Source organism: Cellulosimicrobium protaetiae (assembly GCF_009708005.2).
GTDB lineage: Bacteria > Actinomycetota > Actinomycetes > Actinomycetales > Cellulomonadaceae > Cellulosimicrobium > Cellulosimicrobium protaetiae.
The window spans coordinates 2585434-2604456 of the sequence record NZ_CP052757.1 but is presented as its reverse complement, the minus strand read 5'-3'; the positions used below and the strand labels follow the sequence as shown (position 1 = coordinate 2604456).

At 74.3% G+C, this 19023-nt stretch carries 13 protein-coding genes and 1 tRNA gene; 6 read left to right on the top strand and 8 right to left on the bottom strand.

Annotated elements, in window-relative coordinates; all coding sequences use genetic code 11:
- Positions 1 to 29: 29 nt before the first annotated feature.
- Together FIC82_RS10990 and ald are read right to left on the bottom strand one after the other, a co-directional pair.
- Positions 30 to 656, bottom strand: coding sequence for a GNAT family N-acetyltransferase (locus FIC82_RS10990; protein WP_168731750.1), 627 nt, complete (start codon positions 654 to 656; stop codon positions 30 to 32).
- A gap of 96 nt (positions 657 to 752) precedes the next feature.
- The gene (ald, locus tag FIC82_RS10985) at positions 753 to 1868 is read right to left on the bottom strand and encodes an alanine dehydrogenase (protein ID WP_154798576.1); all 1116 of its coding nucleotides are present in this window, start codon (positions 1866 to 1868) and stop codon (positions 753 to 755) included.
- A 108-nt stretch (positions 1869 to 1976) separates the two neighbouring features.
- On the opposite strand from ald, the gene FIC82_RS10980 reads away from it, so the two are divergent.
- Positions 1977 to 3320, top strand: coding sequence for an APC family permease (locus FIC82_RS10980; protein ID WP_253691055.1), 1344 nt, complete (start codon positions 1977 to 1979; stop codon positions 3318 to 3320).
- Positions 3321 to 3395: 75 nt separating this feature from the next.
- Positions 3396 to 3698 carry a DUF1905 domain-containing protein gene (locus FIC82_RS10975; RefSeq protein WP_154798574.1) on the top strand — a complete coding sequence of 101 codons (303 nt, stop codon included), beginning with the start codon at positions 3396 to 3398 and terminating at the stop codon, positions 3696 to 3698.
- A gap of 9 nt (positions 3699 to 3707) precedes the next feature.
- On the opposite strand, the gene FIC82_RS10970 is transcribed toward FIC82_RS10975, so the two are convergent.
- Positions 3708 to 5000 (bottom strand): AI-2E family transporter, encoded by a 1293-nt coding sequence (locus FIC82_RS10970; RefSeq protein ID WP_253691053.1) that lies wholly within the window; start codon positions 4998 to 5000, stop codon positions 3708 to 3710.
- A gap of 195 nt (positions 5001 to 5195) precedes the next feature.
- Between FIC82_RS10970 and FIC82_RS10965 the strand changes: the two genes are divergently transcribed.
- A tRNA-Leu gene (locus tag FIC82_RS10965) sits at positions 5196 to 5280 on the top strand.
- A 63-nt stretch (positions 5281 to 5343) separates the two neighbouring features.
- Here the strand turns inward: FIC82_RS10965 and FIC82_RS10960 are convergent.
- Both FIC82_RS10960 and FIC82_RS10955 read right to left on the bottom strand, forming a co-directional pair.
- Entirely contained in the window at positions 5344 to 5790 is a 447-nt protein-coding gene (locus tag FIC82_RS10960; protein ID WP_171445703.1) for an SRPBCC family protein, read from the bottom strand.
- Between the two features lie 65 nt (positions 5791 to 5855).
- Complete coding sequence (locus FIC82_RS10955) at positions 5856 to 6590, bottom strand: hemerythrin domain-containing protein (protein WP_168731749.1); 735 nt, start codon at positions 6588 to 6590, stop codon at positions 5856 to 5858.
- A gap of 299 nt (positions 6591 to 6889) precedes the next feature.
- Here FIC82_RS10955 and FIC82_RS10950 point away from each other — a divergent pair, with 299 nt between their 5' ends.
- Positions 6890 to 9634: a cation-translocating P-type ATPase gene (locus FIC82_RS10950; RefSeq protein WP_154798571.1), complete on the top strand. Its 2745-nt coding sequence runs from the start codon at positions 6890 to 6892 to the stop codon at positions 9632 to 9634.
- A 10-nt stretch (positions 9635 to 9644) separates the two neighbouring features.
- On the opposite strand, the gene FIC82_RS10945 is transcribed toward FIC82_RS10950, so the two are convergent.
- From FIC82_RS10945 to FIC82_RS10935, 3 genes are read right to left on the bottom strand one after another with little or no spacing between them, the layout of a single operon-like run.
- A complete protein-coding gene (locus FIC82_RS10945) occupies positions 9645 to 12314 on the bottom strand; it encodes a winged helix-turn-helix domain-containing protein (protein WP_154798570.1) in 2670 nt (889 codons plus the stop codon).
- Between the two features lie 60 nt (positions 12315 to 12374).
- Entirely contained in the window at positions 12375 to 13769 is a 1395-nt protein-coding gene (locus tag FIC82_RS10940) for a hypothetical protein (protein WP_154798569.1), read from the bottom strand.
- A 2-nt stretch (positions 13770 to 13771) separates the two neighbouring features.
- Positions 13772 to 14155, bottom strand: coding sequence for an SHOCT domain-containing protein (locus tag FIC82_RS10935; protein ID WP_154798568.1), 384 nt, complete (start codon positions 14153 to 14155; stop codon positions 13772 to 13774).
- 184 nt (positions 14156 to 14339) lie between these two features.
- On the opposite strand from FIC82_RS10935, the gene FIC82_RS10930 reads away from it, so the two are divergent.
- Both FIC82_RS10930 and FIC82_RS10925 read left to right on the top strand, forming a co-directional pair.
- Positions 14340 to 14816 (top strand): SHOCT domain-containing protein, encoded by a 477-nt coding sequence (locus tag FIC82_RS10930; RefSeq protein ID WP_154798567.1) that lies wholly within the window; start codon positions 14340 to 14342, stop codon positions 14814 to 14816.
- A 288-nt stretch (positions 14817 to 15104) separates the two neighbouring features.
- Positions 15105 to 19001: a PQQ-dependent sugar dehydrogenase gene (locus FIC82_RS10925; protein ID WP_253691051.1), complete on the top strand. Its 3897-nt coding sequence runs from the start codon at positions 15105 to 15107 to the stop codon at positions 18999 to 19001.
- The last annotated feature ends 22 nt before the right edge of the window (positions 19002 to 19023 follow it).

Here is a 19023-nt window from a genome sequence, read left to right as displayed (position 1 = left end):
CCGGGTGTCGGTGCGGCACGGCCTGCGCGTCAGGTCGTGCGGCCCGACGGCGGAGCGTCGGCGGGCCACGGCTCGTTCGGCTCGCGCGGGTCGTCGGGCAGGAGCGTGCCGAACCACGCGTCGCGCCGAACGCCCCGCTGGACGAGCTGCCGACGGATCGTCCCCTCCACGCGGAAGCCGAGACGCCAGGCCAGTCGGCGCGACGGCCAGTTGTCGACGTACGCCTGCCAGACGAGCCGAGAGAGACCGGCGCCCTCGACGTCGAACGCCCAGTCGGCGACGAGCCGGGCCGCGGCCGTCCCGATCCCGCGCCCTCGTGCCGCCGGGGTGAGCCAGTACCCGATCTCGCCCGACCGCGCGCCCGGCGCACCGTCGTCGAGACCGATGCCCATCATCCCCAGCAGCGGGCCGCGGCCGTCGACGAACGGCGGACCGCCCGACTCCCGGACGGTCCAGGTGAGCGCCGTGCCGCGCTCCCATCCCGGGACGACCTCCTCGAGGACGAACCTCTCGGCGTCCGTGCGCTCGTACGGGTCCGGGACGACGGTCCACTCGGCCATGCCCGGCTCCCGGCATGCCGCCGTGATCGCGTCGACGTCGTCGAGGGTCGGGGTGGACAGGTGGATGCGGCCGTCGTCGAGGGCGAAGGGGTGCACCCGCACGACCCTGGCACGTCCGCGGCGCGACGTCACCCGGATTCCGCGTCGCCGACCTGCGCCGTCACCGACCCGCGACCCCGGACCAGGGCTGCGTCACGGACGCAGGGCGTCCCCGACGGGTGTCCAGGGCAGGCGGTGCGCGGCGGCGACCGCCTCGTTGAGGAGTGCGCCACGGTGGGTGGACGCCCCCGACCCCAGGAGCGGGTCGGCCCGGACGGCGTCCACGCCGCCGTCCGCGAGCGCCGCGAGGTACGGCAGGGTCGCGCTCGTGAGGGCGAGCGTGCTCGTCACCGGGACCGCGCCGGGCATGTTCGCGACGCAGTAGAACGTCGTGCCGTGCACCGTGAACGTCGGGTCGTCGTGCGTGGTGGGTCGCGACCCCTCGAAGCAGCCGCCCTGGTCGACGGCGACGTCCACGAGCACGGCACCGGGGCGCATGCGGGCGACGAGGTCGTCCGTGAGCAGCCGCGGGGCACGGGCCCCCGCCACGAGCACGGCACCGACGACGAGGTCGGCGTCGAGCACCTCGCGCTCGATCGCGTACGCGCTCGACGCGACCGTGCGCACGTGGCCGGAGAACTCCTGGTCGACGGACCGCAGCACGGGCAGCGACAGGTCGACGACCGTGACCTCGGCGCGCATGCCGACGGCGATCTCGGCCGCGTTGCGGCCCGCGGTCCCGCCGCCGAGCACGACGACCCGCCCGGACCGGGTGCCGGGCACGCCGCCGAGCAGGACGCCGCGACCCCCGGCCGGCCGCTGGAGCAACCACGCCCCGACCTGGGTCGCCATGCGCCCGGCGACCTCGCTCATGGGCGCCAGCAGCGGGAGCGTCCCGTCCGGCGCCTGCGCAGTCTCGTAGGCGACGGACGTCGTGCCGGCGTCGAGCAGGGCGCGCGTGCCGGCCGCGTCGGCCGCGAGGTGCAGGTAGGCGAAGAGCAGGAGGTCCTCGCGCAGGAGCGGGTACTCGCTCGCGACCGGCTCCTTGACCTTGCACACGAGCTCTGCCTCGCCCCAGACCTCCTCCGCCGTCGCCACGATCCGCGCCCCCGCGGCCTCGAACTCGGTGTCGGACAGGTGGGAGCCGGTCCCGGCCCCGGACTGGACGAGCACGTCGTGCCCGGCCCGCACGAGGTGGTGGGCGCCGGCGGGGGTGAGCGCGACGCGGTCCTCGTGGTTCTTGACCTCGGTGGGTATCCCGATCTTCATGGTCCAGTGTCGCCGCAGAGAGCGGCCCTCCGCAGGATGGCAGGATCTTGCCTCGCGGTGTCCTTTCCGCCACTCGTCGCCGCGCGCCCAGGCTGTCAGGGTGAGCGCGTGGACACCCCGACCCCGCTCGCACCCCACCGCACCGCCCCCACGTCGTCCGTGCCCGAGGCTTCCTCCTCTGCCCCGGCCGAGCACGCGCCGACGGGCACCCTGGGGCTCGCGCGCGGGAGCGCCCTGTACGTGGCGAGCGTGCTCGGCACGGGCGTGCTCGCGCTGCCCGGGCTCGCCACTCGCGTCGCGGGCCCCGCGTCCGTCCTCGCCGTCGCGCTCGTCCTCGTCGCGAGCGTGCCGCTCGCGGGCACGTTCGCCGCGCTCGCGGCGCGGCACCCCGACCGGGGCGGCGTCGCGAGCGCGGTGCGCACGGCCCTCGGCCCCACGGCGGCCCGCGCCACGGGCTACTGGTTCTACCTGGGCGTGTGCGTGGGCGTGCCCGTCGTCGCGGCGCTCGGGGCGGAGTACGTCGTCGCGGTGGCTGGCGCGGACCGCGGGGCCGTCCCGGTCGTGGCCGTCGCGCTCGTCGTCGTGCCGGCCGTCGCCGTGTGGCTCGGCGTCCGCGTGGCGGGCGCCGTCCAGCTCGCGCTCACGTCCCTGCTGCTCGCGGCGGTCGTCGTGGTGGTGGCCGTCGCGGCGCCCGCCGCGAGCGCCGAGCGGTTCACCCCGTTCCTCAGCGAGGGGTGGACCGGCGTCGGCTCTGCTGTGAGCCTCTTCGTGTGGGCGTTCGCGGGCTGGGAGGTCGGCACGCACGTCTCGGCCGACTTCCGTGACCCGCGCCGCACCATCCCCGCCGCGACGGGCGTCGCGCTCGTCGTCGTCGGGGTCGCGTACCTCGCGCTGCAGGTCACGACGGTCGGGGTCCTCGGGACCGACGCCGGGTCGGGGACGGTCGCGCTGCTCGACCTCGCGCGCACGGGCGCGCCCGCAGCCGGGCCGGTGGTCGTCGGCGTCGTGGCCGCGATCGTCACGTCGGGCGTCCTCACCGCCTACCTCGCGGCCTTCGCCAACCTGGGCCAGGCGCTCGCACGCGACGGCGACCTGCCGCGACCGCTCGCCGCGCTCTCCGGCCGCGCGGGCGTGCCCCGCCGGGCGCTCGCCGTCACGCTCGTGCTCGGCGCGGCCTACCTCGCCGTGCTCGTCGCCACCGGCCTCGACCTCGAGCCGTTCGTGCGCGTGCACACGAGCTGCATGGTCGCCGTGTACGCGCTCGGGATGGTCGCCGCCCTGCTCCTGCTCCCCCGCCGCACCGTCGGCTGGTGGCTCGCCGCCGTCGCGACCGTCCTCACCGGCGTGCTGCTGGTCCTCGCGGGGGCGTCGCTCGTCGCCCCGGCACTCCTCGCCGTGGCCGCGGTCGGGGTCGCGCTCGTGCGGCGCCGTCGCCCGCGCACCGCACGCTGAGCGCGCCCACCCCCACCCGAGGTTCGCCCGCCCGGGGCGTTCCCCGCTCCGGCAGCGTCCGCTACGGTCGACGGCATGCCCACGTGGACGGACCCGGGCCCGGTGACGTTCGACGCCGTCGTGATCGCCGCCGGGACACGTTCGGGAGCGTTCGTCGCACTCCCGTTCGACGCGGTCGACCTCTTCGGCACGCGCGGCCGCGTCCCGGTCGTCGCGGAGGTCGACGGCGTGCGGTACCACGCGTCGCTCGTCGCGTACGGCGGCCCGCACCTGCTCTCCGTGCTGCGGTCGGTGCGCGCCGCGACCGGCAAGGGCGTGGGAGACACCGTGCACGTGACCGTGCGGCTCGCCGCCGAGGTCTCGGCCGTCCCGCGCTGACCCGGCCGGTCAGCCGGCGGCGTCCTCGGCGGCACGGCCCGTCTGCTCGGGGCCCGCATCGCCGAGCGCGATCTCCTTCGCCGTCGGCAGGTCCTCCTCCATGGGCGGGTCCTTGTGCCGCAGGTGGGCGAACACGGACCACGCGACCGCGACGAGCGGCACCGAGACGACGGCGCCGAGGATCCCCGCGAGGAGGGTCCCCGCCGTCACCGCGATCGCGACCACCACCGGGTGCAGCGACACCTGCTTGCCCATGACGAGCGGCTGGAGCACGTGACCCTCGAACTGGCCGATCAGCGCGATCCCGATCGTCACGATCAGCGCGATGACGATGCCCTTCGCGGCCAGGGCCACGATCGCCGCGATGATCATGGCGAGCGGGGCGCCGATGATCGGGATGAACGCGCCGATGAACACGAGCACCGCGAGCGGTGCGGCGAGCGGCACGCCCAGGATGCCCAGGAAGATGCCCGCGAGGATGCCGTCCACCAGGGCGATGATCACGGTCCCGCGCGCGTAGCCCGAGAACGTGTACCAGCCCGCGCCGCCCGCGATCTTCCAGCTGTCGCGCGAGCGCGCCGGGAGCTGGTTGAGGAACCACGTCCACATGTCCTTGCCGCGGGCGAGGAAGAACACCGTGCAGAAGATGGCGAGCGCGATCGCGGCGAACGCCTCGAAGACCGAGCCGGCGCTCGCGGCCGCCTGGCTCGCGATGTCGCCACCGTGCTCGGCGAGCCACTGCCGACCGTTCTCGATCCAGCCGTTGACGTCGTCCGCGGTGATCGTCACGGGCAGCGGGCCGTTCTCGAGGAACTCGAAGATCTGGTCGATGCCGTTGCTGAACTGGTCCGCGAGGCTCTGCCACTGGCCGGCGACCGAGGTGATGACGTACGTCAGCAGTCCCGCGATGAACAGCAGCGCCGAGAAGATCGCGAGCCCGGTCGCCAGGCCCCGCGGCATGACCTTCGCGTAGAAGTCGGTCACGGGGCGCAGGACCGACGTGATGACGAGCGCGAGGAACACCGCGACGAAGACGAGCTGCACCTGCGCCGTCGCGAAGAAGATGAGCGCGACCGCCGCGACGATCATGAGCAGCCGCCACGACCACCCCGCCGCGGTCCGCAGCCATGCGGGCACCGTCTCGTCGTAGCCGACGACCGACGGGTTGCGCCGCGCACCGGCCACCTTGCGCGCCGCGCTCGACGCCCCGGCGAGGTGCTTCACCGACGCCGCCGCGCGGTCCGACCCGGAGCCCGGCCGCGGGGTGGGCGCTGCTGCCGCCGGCCGCTGCTCGTCCGTCACGCGTGCCTCCGCCCGCTCGTGGCCACCATCCGCCCAGTGTGCCCCAGGTCGTCCCCCCACGCCCTGTGCCGCACCGGGTCCGTCGTCGTGGCCGTGGCGCGGTGCCGACCGGTGACCGCGATGTGAGGACCACGCCCGAACCGTGCTATGTTTTTCCCCGCACCGGAACGGCGGAAACGCCGGGAAGGTCCACTCGTCCGGGTGGCGGAATGGCAGACGCGCTAGCTTGAGGTGCTAGTGCCCTTTATCGGGCGTGGGGGTTCAAGTCCCCCTCCGGACACCGAAGGAGAAGCCCCTGGGCTGCGGAGACGCAGCCCAGGGGCTTCTTCGTGCGCGCAGCCGCTCACACGCCCCGGGCGCGCTCGCGGTCCTCCGCGGTGAGGACCCGGCGAAGGCCCGTGAAGTCGCGCATCAGGATGCGCGCCAGGACCGGCGTCGGGAGCAGGGCGAGCAGCCGGAGCCCGGAGGCGACGTCGCCGTGGTAGTCGGCGCGGACGCGCGTGCCGCCGCCGTCAGGCGTCGTGACGTACTCGACGCGGGAGTTCCAGGGGGCCGTCGAGTGCCACACGACCCGCCGGTCGGGCTCGACGACCTCGAGCACGTCGGTGAACCGCACCCGGAACGGCCCGACGCGGTCGACGGCCGCCCAGCGGCTCCCCACCTGGAGCGCCCCCTCGTCCAGCAGCCGACGGGAGGCGACGGCGGGCGCGAACTGCGGCCACCGGCCGGGGTCGGCGAAGTACGGGAAGACGCGCGAGGGCGGGTGGTCGAGGTGGACGTCGAGCGTCACGCGTCGCCACACGGTCGTCCCCCTCGGACTCGGACTCGGACTCGGGCTCGGGCTCGGGCTCGGGCTCACACCATCGCGGGCACGGGGCGGTCCGGGTAGAGCTCACGCATCGCGTGGTCGTACCGCCGCTTCAGGAGGAGGAGGTAGAGCACCCGGACCGGGGCCGGCACGTTCGCCCGGAACCAGTCCTCCCGCTCGGCCTCGGGGACGCTCGCGACCAGCAGCCCGAGCTGCAGCGCCATGACGTCCTTGCCGAGCTCCTTGCGGTGCGCCATCAGCGTCGCGCGCGTGTGCTCCTCCATGAAGTCCCACTCCTGCTGCGACATCACCTCCCCCGCGACGGGGAGGATGTCGCCCTCCTCCTGCCCGAGGTGCGCGGACAACAGGTCCCGCAGCGCCTCGACGTCGGCGGCGAAGGCGTCGCGGAGCCGGGGGTCGGCGGTGGCCACCCACGGTGCGAGCTGTGGTTCGATCCGCGCGAGGTGCACCGCGACCTCGGCGTGCTGCGCCCGCATCTGCCCGACGTGCAGCGCGCAGGCGGGCGCGCGGGCCTCCAGCCGGTCCCAGAGCACCAGGTCCTCGGTCTCGTGGTGCATGTGCAGCGCGAAGAAGTCGAGGTGGGCGTAGCGCCCGACGACGGCGGAGCGCGCGGTGTCCCCCGGCGCGACCTCGCGCACCAGCGCGGGAAGCTCGCGGTAGAGCCAGCGGAAGATCCGGTGGACGAGGAACATGCCCGAGGTGTCGCACCCGGCGTGCTGGCCCGCGGGCAGCGGTCCGGGGGGAGGCAGCCTGCTGGTCATCTCGTCCTCCGCCCGATCGGTCGACCTCGGCGTCGTCCTGGCGCTCTCCGACGCTACGCCCGCCCGCCGCCGGGCGACAATCCCCGCTCCACGCATTCACCCGGGTAGCGAGAAGCCCCGCCGTGTGGAGCGACGGGGCTTCTCGATCCGCTGTCTCATCGGATCCCGCCGGCGCTCTCACGCCGGAAGCATGCCGACCAGCCTATCGCGTCGGTCGTCGACCGTTCACCCCCGAAGGGTGAGGCTGCGCCGCACGCTCCGCTGCGACCGTGGTGACGAGCGCCGGAGAGGAGCCCACGATGACGGCTGCGCAGATCCCCCGACAGCAGGTCCCTCCCGCCACGGGCCCCTGGCACACCGCGTCGACGGAGGCCGTGTGCGCGGCGCTCGACGTCGACCCGGCGGTCGGGCTGACGTCGGCGCAGGTCGCCGAGCGGCGCGCCCGGTACGGGCCCAACGCTCTCGCGGAGGAGCGCAAGGAGAAGCCGTGGCAGGCGTTCCTGCGCCAGTACCGGGACCTCATGCAGCTCGTGCTCGTCGGGGCGGCCGTGGTCAGCATCATCGCGCTCGGCGACGTCACGACGGGCGTCGTCGTCCTCGGGCTCACCGTGCTCAACGCCCTCATGGGCCTGCACCAGGAGGGCAAGGCCGCCCAGAGCGTCGCAGCCCTGCAGCAGATGCTCGTCATGACGGCCACGGTGCGCCGCGACGGGCGGCAGGAGCAGGTGCCCGCGGAGGAGCTCGTGCCCGGCGACGTCGTCGGCTTCGAGGCCGGGAGCAAGATCCCGGCGGACGGGCGGCTGCTCGTCGCGGCGTCGCTGGAGATCGAGGAGGCCGGACTCACGGGCGAGAGCACCCCGGTCGCCAAGAGCGTCGCGACCGTCGCCGCGGACGACGCGCCGCTCGGCGACCGCACGGACATGGCGTACATGAACTCGCAGGTGACGCGCGGGCGCGGCGAGATGGTCGTCACCGCGACGGGCATGACGACCGAGGTGGGCCGCATCTCCGGCATGCTCAGCGGCGTCGAGCAGGACAAGACGCCGCTCACGCGCCAGCTCGACCGCATCACCGTGATCATCACGGTCATGGCGGCGGTCGCCCTCGTCGTCGTGGTGGTCCTGGGCCTGGTGCGCGGCGAGGACTTCGACAGCCTGTTCGTCGTCGGGATCAGCCTGGCCATCGCCGCGATCCCGACGGGCCTCCCCGCCGTGGTGACGATGCTGCTGTCGCTCGGCACGCGCCGGCTCGCCGAGGAGGGCGCGATCGTCAAGCGCCTCAAGTCGGTCGAGACGCTCGGCTCGACGTCGGCCATCTGCTCGGACAAGACCGGGACCCTCACGCTCAACCAGATGACGGCGCGCCGGCTGGTGCTCGCCGGGCGCCGGTTCTCGGTCGACGGCGAGGGCTACTCGACGACCGGCCGCATCCTCGCGGCCGCCGGCTCGACCGACGTCCCGCTCGAGCCCGTCGCGCTGCCCCTGGCGCTCGCGAGCGACGCCGTCGTGCGCGACGGCGAGTGCATCGGCGACCCTACCGAGGGCGCCGTCGTGGTGCTGGCGGCGAAGGCCGGGCTGGACGTCGAGGAGACGCGGGCGGAGCACCCGCGCGTCGCGGAGGTCCCGTTCGACGCCGCGTACAAGTTCATGGCGACCTTCCACGAGATCGACGGCGTGCTGGCCTGCTTCGTCAAGGGCGCCCCGGACGTGCTGCTCGCCCGGTCGAGCCGCTACCTCACCGCCGACGGCGGGTCGGCGCCGCTCGACGACGACGCCCGCGCACGCGTGCTCGCGGAGAACGACGCGCTCGCGGGCGAGGGCATGCGCGTGCTCGCGGTGGCCCGGCGAGACGTCGGCCGGGACGAGCTCGCGGGCGACCTTCTCGACACCGTGCGCGACCTCCAGCTGGTCGCGCTCGTCGGCATCGTCGACCCGCCGCGCCGGGAGGCGCGCGACGCCATCGCGGAGTGCCGCGACGCGGGGATCCGGGTCCGGATGATCACGGGCGACCACGTGACCACGGCGGCGGCGATCGCGGGACAGCTCGGCATCGAGGGCCGCGCGCTCACCGGCGCCGAGTTCGCGGCGATGTCCGACGCGCAGCTCGAGGCGGAGGTCGCGGAGATCGGGGTGGTCGCGCGCGTCGCACCCGAGGACAAGGTGCGCCTCGTCGATGTGCTCAAGCGCCAGGGCGACGTGGTCGCGATGACGGGCGACGGCGTCAACGACGCGCCCGCGCTCACGCGCGCGGACATCGGGGTCGCGATGGGCATCACCGGTACGGAGGTGACCAAGGACGCCGCCGAGATGATCCTCACCGACGACGACTTCTCCACGATCGTCGCCGCCGTCGAGGGCGGGCGGGGGCTCTACGACAACCTCATGAAGTACATCCGCTTCCAGATGGTCGTGCTCATCGGCTTCATCCTCACGTTCGTGGGCGCCGGGATCTTCACGATCGCAGGCGGCACCCCGCTGACGCCGCTGCAGATCCTCTGGGTGAACTTCGCCATCGACGTGCTGCTCGCGATCGGGCTCGGGTTCGACGCCGCGACGCCCGGTCTCATGCGCCGCAGGCCGCGCCCGCCGACGGAGCCGGTCATCGGCCGCGGTCTCGGGGCACGGCTCGCCGTGGGCGGCGTGCTCATCGCGGTCGGCTCTCTCGTGGCGGTGGCGTGGGGCGAGGCTGACGCCGACCTCGCGGTCGCGACCACCATGGGCCTCACCGCGATGTCGCTCCTGCACGTCGTGGCCGCGCTGGAGTGGCGCGATCCGCGGGCGAGCATCCTCTCGTTCGAGACGCTCGCGAACGGCCGGTTCGTCGTGCTGCTGCTCGCCTCGCTGGGGCTGACGTTCCTCGTGACCACGCTCGACGGCCTCCAGCGGATCTTCGGCACCGTCGACCTCGACGGCGGCCAGTGGGGCGTGTGCGGGCTCGTCGCGCTCGGGTACCTGGTGCTCGTCGAGACCGGCAAGCTGGTGCTGCGCCTGGTGGACCGGCGCCGGACGGCACCCGCGCACACCTCCGCGCTCCCCCCGGGCTGAGGGGACGGCCTCAGGACACGACGCCGAGCTCGCGTCCCCGACGGACCGCGTCGCGCCGCGAGCTCACCCCGAGCTTGCGGTAGACCGACTTGAGGTGCGCCTTGACCGTGTTCACCGAGACGAAGAAGTCCTCGGCGATCTCGACGTTGCTCGCCATCGACGGGAGCACCGTGAGGATCGCCAGCTCACGCTCCGTGAGCGGCTCGACGAGGGGCGCGGGCTCCGGCACCCGGCCCAGCGGCTCGAGGCACGCACGGAGCCGGGCGGCGAGCGGGCCTGCGCGCCCGGCGACCGCGCGGGCGAGGGCGGGGCGGAGCTCGGTCGTCGCGACGGTGAGGAAGGGACGGGCGCAGCGCTCGGCCTCGGCGAGGTCCAGGGCGCGGCCCAGGGGCACGTCGACGCGACGCGTCCCCGCCCGGGCGAGCGCCGACGCCTCGACGAGCGCCGCCTCGACGCGCACGAGGGTGTCGACCTCGCCGTCGGGTGCGTCCACGAGCCCCTCGACCGCGCGCAGCGCCGCACCGGTCCGCCCCGTCGCGAGCAGCTCGCGCGCCCCGCACACCGCGACCACGGCGTCCGATCCGAGCCGCTCACGGCCCACCCGCCCCGGGATCGGGGACCGCATCACGTCGTCGAGCAGGCGGACGGCCGTGGTCGCACGGACCCACAGGTCCGCGAGCACCGGCGGCGACGGGACCGGCCCGAGCGCCCGGTCCGCCGCCACCAGGGCGTCGCGCGCCGCACGGCCGTGCCCACGGTCCGCCGCCACCAGGGCCTGGAGCAGCCGCACGGCCGCGTCGGACGCCGGCTCGCGCCCGCCGGCGTCCGCCGCCAGCGCGTGCGCGAGCTCCCGGTCGAGGGCCTCGTCCGAGGCCCGCACGTACCGCACCCAGGCCCGTGCCGCGTGCGCGGGCCGCACGTGCGCGTACCCGTCCCAGCCGAGCGGTTCCGCCTCCCCCACGACGGCGAGCGCCGCGGCGTCGCCCTCGTCGAGCCGGCCCTCGGCGACCGCGAGGAGCGCAGCGGCGGCCCGCGCGCCGAGGACGAAGAGCTGCGGGGCGCGCCAGGTGCGGGGCGCCGACGGGCCGAGCGCGCCGCCGTTGCTGCCGTTCGACGACTCCGGGTCCACCGAGCACCAGGCCAGGCCCGACGACCGGTGCGCCGCAGCGAGCCCCCGGTACGTGTCGAGCGCCGGGAAGGGGTACGGCGCGCCGTCGGCCGCCGCCAGCGCCGCCCCGGCCGCGGTCGCGAGGCCGCGCACGTCGCCCGTCGCCCGTGCCGTGCCCGCGTCCAGCAGCTCCAGGAGGACGGCCGTGGCCGGTTGCTCGGCGGGATCGAGGAGGTCGCGGGCGTCCGCGACGTGGCGGCGCGCGGCGTCGAAGCGCTCGTCCACGTAGGCGAGCGATCCGGCGCACAGGTGCAGGCGCGGGTCCGCTCCGAGGCGGGCGTAGGGCACGCGGCGCAGGGTCTGGGCGACGGTCTCCCGGTGCGGGCCCGCGAGCTGGGCGGCCGCTCCCTCGACGAAGACCTCCCCGACGAGGGACCAGTCCTCCGCGGCGGCGGCGTGCTCGAGGGCTCGCAGGGAGTCGCCGTCCCGCGCGAACCACCGGGCGGCGGCCCGGTGCGCGTCGCGCAGGCCGGCCGGGTCCTCGACGCGGAGCTGGCTCAGGAGCATGTCGCGCAGGAGCGGGTGGTACCGGTACCAGGTGCGGCGCCCGCCCGCCCGCATGACGAACCCGTCCGCCGTGGCGAGGTCGGGCAGGAGCCGCTCCGCCGACGCCCCCGGGTCGAGCTCGGCCGCGAGGTCCGGGCACACCGCCGACGTCACGCTCGTGCGGAGCAGGAAGCGTCGGGCCACGGGTCCCTGGCCGTCGAGGACCTCGGCGAGCAGGAACTCGGCGGCGGACCGGTCCGCACGCGCCCGGCCCACGTCGTCGTCCGCCTCGACGCGCAGCCGGACGCCGACGGCCCACCCGCCGGTCTCGTCGAGCACGTGGTCGGCGTCGCCGGGGAGCAGGGGGCGCCCGTGGGCGGCAGCGAGCGTCTCGACGTCCCCCGCGTCGAACGCGAGGTCGGCGGCACCGATCTCCGCGACCTCGCCCTGCGCGCGCAGGCGCTGGAGCCGGAGCAGCGGGTCGACGCGGGTGAGCACGACGAGGTGCAGGGGCACAGGATGACGCAACAGGTCGTCGACGGTCGCCGCGACGTCCGGGCACGCCGCGTGGTGGAAGTCGTCGAGCACGAGCACGACGGGCTCCGGCAACCGTTCGATCCCCGCGAGGACGCGCCGCAGGAGCGCCGGCGAGAGGCGCGGTGGCACGACGAGCGACGCGAGCGGGTGTCCCGGGGGGACCGCCCCGGCCTCCCGCAGCGCCGCGAGGACGTCCGCCCAGAACGCCGTCGGTGTGTCGTCGAACGGCTCCAGCGTCAGCCACGCCACCCGGGGGCCGTCACCACGGCGGGCCCACCGCGCCGCGGCGGTCGTCTTCCCCCATCCCGGGCCTGCCGACACGAGGGTCAGGCGGCGGGTCGCCGCAGCGGAGACGAGGGTGTCGATCGCGGGACGGGGCACGGTCGAGCGGGGCAGCCGCGGGACCGCGGTCCGGGCGTGCAGCGACCCGGAGGTGTCGACGACGCGCGTGCGACCCTCCTGCTCGGCACCTGGCTCGACCGAGGCCATGGGGGCAGGCTATGCCCGGGACGCCGAGAGCGCCGGGCGAGCCGCGGGTGGAATTCGATGTCAGGCCGGGCCTGCGTCGGGCGGCGACGCGGCGGCGTCGGACGGCCGGGCGAGGATCTCGACGACCACGAGCAGGAGGCCCGCGACGAGCGCGACGCCGATCACGAGGCCGGGCGTGAGACCCCCCGCGAGGAGGAGGACGAGCGCCGCCGCCCCGACGACGACCACGCGCACGAACGCCTTGTGCCGTCCGAGCCAGTCGCCGACCGGCCCTGCGGAGACCCCACGCCCCTCCCCCCACCCGCGCACCGCGGCGCCCGCGCGCCCGAGGCCCGCGCGCAGGCTGCGCGCGGACTCGCTCGACCCCCCGAGGTACGCGGCGAGGGCGACGACGAGGCCGAGCACGCCGACGGTGCGCAGCGTGAGCCGCAGGTACCCCACGGCCTGGTCGAACACGACCTCGGCCGCATCGAGCCGCAGGACCTGCCCGGAGAGCGCGCCGAGGTACAGGCCCCGCGCGACCGCGAGCCCCACGCCGAGCGCCACCATCGCACCGGTCAGCGCGAGACCGGCGACGACGAGCGCACGCGAGCGGCGGTTCGCGACGAGGACGCCGGCGGCGAGCAGACCGAGCACGACCCACGGCAGCCACGTCGTGAGGGTGACGATCTGCCCGTACCGGTTCTGGAGCATGACGAGCTCGGCGGACTGGGCGATCGTGAACGTCGCGTCGACGGACGGGATGCGCGCGGCGACGCCCAGCCCGCGCTCGACGAGCCGCTCCTTGAGCAGGTCGACGAGGCCGGAGAGCTGGATGGTCAGGCGGCCGTCGTCGACCTGGAGGATCTCGCCGTCCTCCCCGCGCATGACGGCGACGAGCTGCTGGTGCGCGACGCGGTTCGCCTGGAGCCAGGCCCCCTCGAACTCGTCGCTCTCGACGAGCCGTGTCGCGGTCTCGTGGACGAGCGACTCGACGCCGCTCGTGAGCGGCGCCTCGAGAGCCGCGAGCGCCTGGGTGGCCCGGGGCGGGACGTCGCGCTCCTCGAGGCCCCCGACGAGGTCGTCCAGGAGCGCACCGACGTCGATGCGGGACATGACGACGCCGGTCAGCCGCTCGGCCACCGCGGACTGCACGACGGGGTCCCCGGCAAGCGGGCCGACCGTCGCGACGTACCGGTCCGTGTCGGTCAGCTCCCGCTGCGCCCACGCTGCGACCGCGCCGAGCGGGGCGAGGAGAGCACCGAGGGTGACGAGGACGACGCAGGCGACGGCCCGCAGGCCCCGACGAGGGGCTCGCGGCACGGTCGACGTCGCGGCCGTGCCGTGCGGGCCGCCCGGCTCCGCCGACCTCTCGTCGAGCCGGCGACGCAGCTCCGCGTTCTCCCGCTCGAGGGCCGCGAGTCGTTCGGCGACGGCGTCGTCGCGCGGTGTGGGGTCGCTCCCGGAGGCCGTCACGATCAGGCGAGCGCCCGTGCCTTGAGCCGGGCGAACTCGTCCGCGTCGATCGTCCCGGCGTCGTACAGGGCCTTGGCGTCCGCGATCTCGCTCGCGGGCGACCGTCCGGTGCTCGCGGTCGCGCGCACGTAGTCGTCCATGACCTGCCGTCGGGCGCGGTCCTCGTCGGCGTGCCGCTCGGCCATGCCCCGACCGCGCGCGATCACGTAGATCAGCGCCGACAGGTACGGGACGAAGATCAGTGCGACGATCCACAGCGCCTTCCACCAGCCGCTCAGGGCCTTGTCGCGGAACAGGTCGGCGACGATCTGGAACAGCACCACGAGGTACGCGATGAAGAAGAACCACCACACCATGAGCCAGAACCAGTCCCAGAAGCCGTCCATCGAGCACCCCTCGCGTCAGGTCACGGAGGTCCGTGACGATCCCACTCTCGGGCCCACGAGACGCGCTCGTGATCACCCACGAGGGGTAGTCGGGGCCGCGGCGGGCGAGGCACCCGCGCCGGGTGATCCGACCGGCCGGGACGGCGACGATCCTGGTCCGACGACGGGCGAGGTGAGGAGTCCGATGGACGGCACGACGTCGGTCGAGGTGACGATCCTGGGTCCGGTGGCGCTCGCGGCGGCCGACCTCGCGGAGCTCGGTGTGACCCGGTCCGTGGAGTGCACGCTGCTGGAGGCGACCGTGCGCGACCAGGCCGCTCTGTATGGCCTGCTCCAGCGTCTCGCCGCGCTCGGCCTCGACCTGCTCGGGCTGCGCACCGCGGCACCGGGACGACGGGCCGACGTCGAGGTCGTCGTCCGCGGCCCGGTGGGTCCGCTCGTGCAGGAGATGCTGCGCGACGTCGAGAGCACCCGCCCGGGTGCGCTCACGACGTCCCGCGCACCGGACCACGACGTGGCCGGGCTCCTCGGGGTGCTGGCCGGCGCTCGTCAGACGGACGTGAAGATCGCCCAGCTGCGTGCGCTCGCGGCGTTGCGCGACCAGGGCGTGCTCACGGACACCGAGCTCGAGGCACAGAAGGCGCTCGTCCTGGGTGCATGACCCGACACGTGTGGTCGCGCGTCCCTGTTGACACTCGGAAAGCGCCTTCCTACGCTGCGAGGGTCGCGCACACGGACGTGCAGCTCGAACCGGACGGGAGAGCAGGACGCGGCGGCCGAGGCCGTCACGACCGTGCGCGCGGCCCGTGCGGACCCCGGCGCGACGATGCGGACGAGGGGAACCGGCGGAGTGCAGGAACCCGACCCGGCGACGGACGGCCGGCGGGTCGGAGACATGACAGCGCTCACCGCTGTCGTGCCGGCACCACCCGACGAAACGGAGCAGACGATGACGTCTACGCATTCGAGCCGACGAGGGAGAGCGGCGGTCGCCCTCTCGCTCACGGCCGTCCTGGGGGTCACCCTCCTCGGACCACCGGCGGCCGCGGAGGAGGCCGCGGACGAGTTCAGCGAGGTCCTCAGCTTCGAGGCCTACCAACGCACCGCGCTGAACGGCCAGGACGGCTGGTCCGCCTCGACCGCCGCCCGGGTCGTCGCCGACCCGCTCAACGGCAACAACCAGGTGCTCGAGATGGTCGGTGGCACCCAGCGCGCCCACCGCGCCGTCCCGGGGATCGCGGACGGCACGACCGGGACCGTGTTCTTCCGCTTCCTGCGGACGGGCAGCGTCGACACGTCGTTCGGCATCACCGACAACGACGCGCCGTCGGACTACGCGCACAGCCGCGCGTACGTGAACAACCAGAACAACGACGTCATGCTCGTGCGCGACGGCGGCGCCTTCAAGCCCGCGGGCGTCTGGTCGCGCGACACGTGGCAGTGCGTCTGGATCGTGGCCGACAACGCGACGGACAAGGTCAGCGTCTACAGCCAGGGCGGCCCGTACGAGGAGATCACCCGGCTGCCCGAGGGCACGGAGCAGCAGTTCGGCTTCCGCCAGGGTGTGACCGGGGCGCTCGACCGCTTCTTCTGGATCAACGGCGCCAGCAGCGCGGGCCGCCTCCTGCTCGACGACGTCGCCGTCGACACGGCGGGGCAGAACCTCGCGGTCCCGACGGGCAACCCGGCCGACTGCGCCGCGGGCGGCACGACGCCGGACGAGCCGCTGCTCAACCCGCTGCCCGACCCGACGCCGTCGACGCTCGGCATCGAGGTGACGGAGCTCGCCCAGCTCCCGGAGTCGCAGACGACCCCGGCGACGCAGGACCAGCGCCTCGTGCGGCACAACCGGATCACGCACCTCGACGAGATCCCGGACGGCTCGGGCCGCCTCATGGTGCCCGACAACAACGCGGTGCTCTACACGGTCGACAAGGACACCGGTGAGTACGTGGCGTACCTCGACGTGCGCCAGCAGTTCCTCGACAACTTCCACAACAGCGCGGGCCTCGGCACCGGTCTCGGCTCCGCCGAGTTCCACCCCGACTTCGCCGAGAACGGCCTGTTCTACACGGTGCACACCGAGGGCGGCACGGCGCTGACCCAGGACACCCCGGACTACCCGGCGTACGGCAACACGCAGTTCCACAGCGTCGTCACGGAGTGGAAGGCGACCGACCCGTCCGCACCGGTCTTCGCGGGCACGAGCCGCGAGGTCCTGCGCGTGCCGTTCGCCGGCCGCGTGCACACGGTGCAGCAGATCGCGTTCAACCCGACGGTCACGGAGGGCGACGCCGACTACGGCAACCTCTACGTCCTCGTGGGCGACGGCGGCAACGGCGTCGGCAACGGCAACCCGCAGGACCTCGCCACGCCCCAGGGCAAGGTCTTCCGCATCGACCCGCTGGGCACGGACGCCGCGAACGGTCGGTACGGCATCCCGGCCGACAACCCGTTCGTGGGCACGCCGGGCGCGCTGCCGGAGATCTACGCGGTCGGCCTGCGCGACCCGCACCGCATCAGCTGGGACCCCGAGGGTGACCACACGATGTACCTCGGGCACATCGGCGAGTGGCAGGTCGAGTCGGTCTACGCCGTCGAGCCGGGCGACAACTTCGGGTGGTCCGTGCGCGAGGGGTCGTTCCGCGCGGACAACCGGCAGATCTACCCGCTGCCCGCGGACGACGCCGAGAACGGCTTCACGTACCCCGTGGCCGCCTACGACCACAACCGCGACCCCGGCCAGACCGGCGACGCGGGCGTCGCGCTCAACGGCGGGTTCGTCTACCGCGGCGACATCCCCGAGCTGCGCGGACGCTACCTCTTCACCGACCTCGTGCGCGGCTGGGTGCTGAGCACGGAGGCGGACGAGATGGTGCGCAACGACGGCGACCTCGACGACCTCGCCGAGATCGAGCACCTGCGCGTGTTCGCCGACGGTCAGGAGACCACGTTCCAGGAGCTCGTCGGTGACCAGCGTGTCGACCTGCGCTTCGGGTCCGACGCCGACGGCGAGCTCTACCTGGTCTCGAAGGCCAACGGGAAGATCTGGCAGGTCACCGACGCGCGGCGCGTCGGGGCGTCCTCGCCCGTCGTGCTCCCCGAGCTCGCCGGGAACGTCGCGGCGCACTACGACTTCGACCACCCGGTCGCCGGCTCGACGACGTGGGAGGCGGACCAGGGCTGGTCCGGCACGAACATCCAGCTCGTCAACGGCGGGGTGGAGATGCGCGTGGCCGACCGGGCCTACCCGGGCGCGGGCGAGGCGCTCCAGACGCAGCAGATGAGCCCGCTCACGTCGTCGAACGACGACTGGAAGGCCGGCGTCCACGACCCCACGGGTGTGGACTCGCTCGGGGCCTTCGCGGACGCCGAGGAGATCTCCGTCATGGGCTGGTTCAAGCCGACCGGCGAGCACCCGGCCCTCAACTCGGGCACCGCGAACCCGGACGACCGCTACAACGCGATCGGGCTCGCCGGCGTCCTCACCGGGACGTCGGACGGCCACGCCGTGCGCGCGCTGCTCGAGGTCATCACGGTCGGGAACGAGCTCAAGCTCGTCGCGCTCGGCCGCCGGGTCGACGGCGCCGGGTCCTGGACGTTCGCGGCCGACCTGCCGTGGGACCAGATCCTCGAGCGCAACCGCTGGGTCCACCTCGCCGCGACGTTCGACTTCGCGGGCGGCGAGATGAAGCTCTACATGAACGGAGAAGAGCTCGAGGGCGAGTACACGGCCTCGAACCCGTGGGGAGCCGGGGCCACCTCCCCGACCGACCCCGCGGGCCTCAAGATCGGCGGCAGCTTCCCGCAGAACACGCGCGAGGCCAACCCGTTCCACGGCCGCATGGACGACCTCATGTTCCTCGACACCGTCCCGACGCCGGAGCAGGTCGCGGCGCAGTACGCCCGGTTCGGCGCGCAGCCGGTCGAGCCCCCGGCGCCGCCGTCGTGCGCCCCGGCGGGCGAGCCGATCACGGACGTGATGGCGGCCGAGAGCTGGGCGCCGCGCACGCCGTCGAAGTGGCAGTTCCCCGGGGACGCGGTCGTCCTCGCCCAGGCGGGCGACAACCCGAACGACGGCATCCGCCGCCCGTTCGAGTACGCCGTCCTCGCCGAGGGCCCCGAGCTCGGCTCGTTCGCGCTCGACGCCGAGGTCAAGCTCGATGCCCCGGCATCGGTGAACAACCGGGACGTGATCGTGGTGTTCGGCTGGCAGTCGGACACGGAGTACTACTACGCCCACCTGTCGCAGGACAACACGATCTACGCCCACAACGGCATCTTCAAGGTCGACGGCAAGGACCGGGAGCGGATCGACGACCAGTGGGACGGCGCGGTCGGGGCTCCCCCGGCCGTCACCGACGAGGAGTGGCACGACGTGCGCGTCGTGCGCTGCGCGGACAGCGGCGACGTCGCCGTGTACCTCGACGGCCTCGACACCCCGCTCCTCACGGCGAACGACACGACGTTCACCGAGGGGCGCGTCGGCTTCGGCTCGTTCGACAACACCGGCAGCCTGCGCGGCCTCGTGGTCACGCCGGCCGCAGAGCCGGCCGGGGTCGAGCTCGACGTGGCGGTCTCCCCGCGCTGCCTCGCGGGCAAGGCGTACCTCGCCGTCGCGGCGACGAACACGTCCGACGTGCCGGCCGACGTGACGCTCACGACGGAGTTCGGCTCGAAGACCGTGGCGGACGTCCAGCCCGGCCAGGCGGCCTACCAGTCGTTCGCGTCGCGGGCCACCGCGATCGACGCCGGGTCCGTCACCGTCTCCGCGACCGCCACGGTCGACGGCGAGGAGGTGTCGAGCGAGGTGGTCGTCGAGCACGCGGCGCACACCTGTGGGTGACAGGTGCCCCCCGAGCTCTTGA

Bases quoted from the DNA above. Each gene is read 5' to 3' on its own strand.
- FIC82_RS10975 (WP_154798574.1), top strand. From the start codon at position 3,396: ATGCCCACGTGGACGGACCCGGGCCCGGTGACGTTCGACGCCGTCGTG.
- FIC82_RS10950 (WP_154798571.1), top strand. From the start codon at position 6,890: ATGACGGCTGCGCAGATCCCCCGACAGCAGGTCCCTCCCGCCACGGGC.
- FIC82_RS10925 (WP_253691051.1), top strand. From the start codon at position 15,105: ATGACGTCTACGCATTCGAGCCGACGAGGGAGAGCGGCGGTCGCCCTC.
- FIC82_RS10935 (WP_154798568.1), bottom strand. From the start codon at position 14,155: ATGGACGGCTTCTGGGACTGGTTCTGGCTCATGGTGTGGTGGTTCTTC.
- ald (WP_154798576.1), bottom strand. From the start codon at position 1,868: ATGAAGATCGGGATACCCACCGAGGTCAAGAACCACGAGGACCGCGTC.
- FIC82_RS10930 (WP_154798567.1), top strand. From the start codon at position 14,340: ATGGACGGCACGACGTCGGTCGAGGTGACGATCCTGGGTCCGGTGGCG.
- FIC82_RS10945 (WP_154798570.1), bottom strand. From the start codon at position 12,314: ATGGCCTCGGTCGAGCCAGGTGCCGAGCAGGAGGGTCGCACGCGCGTC.
- FIC82_RS10955 (WP_168731749.1), bottom strand. From the start codon at position 6,590: ATGACCAGCAGGCTGCCTCCCCCCGGACCGCTGCCCGCGGGCCAGCAC.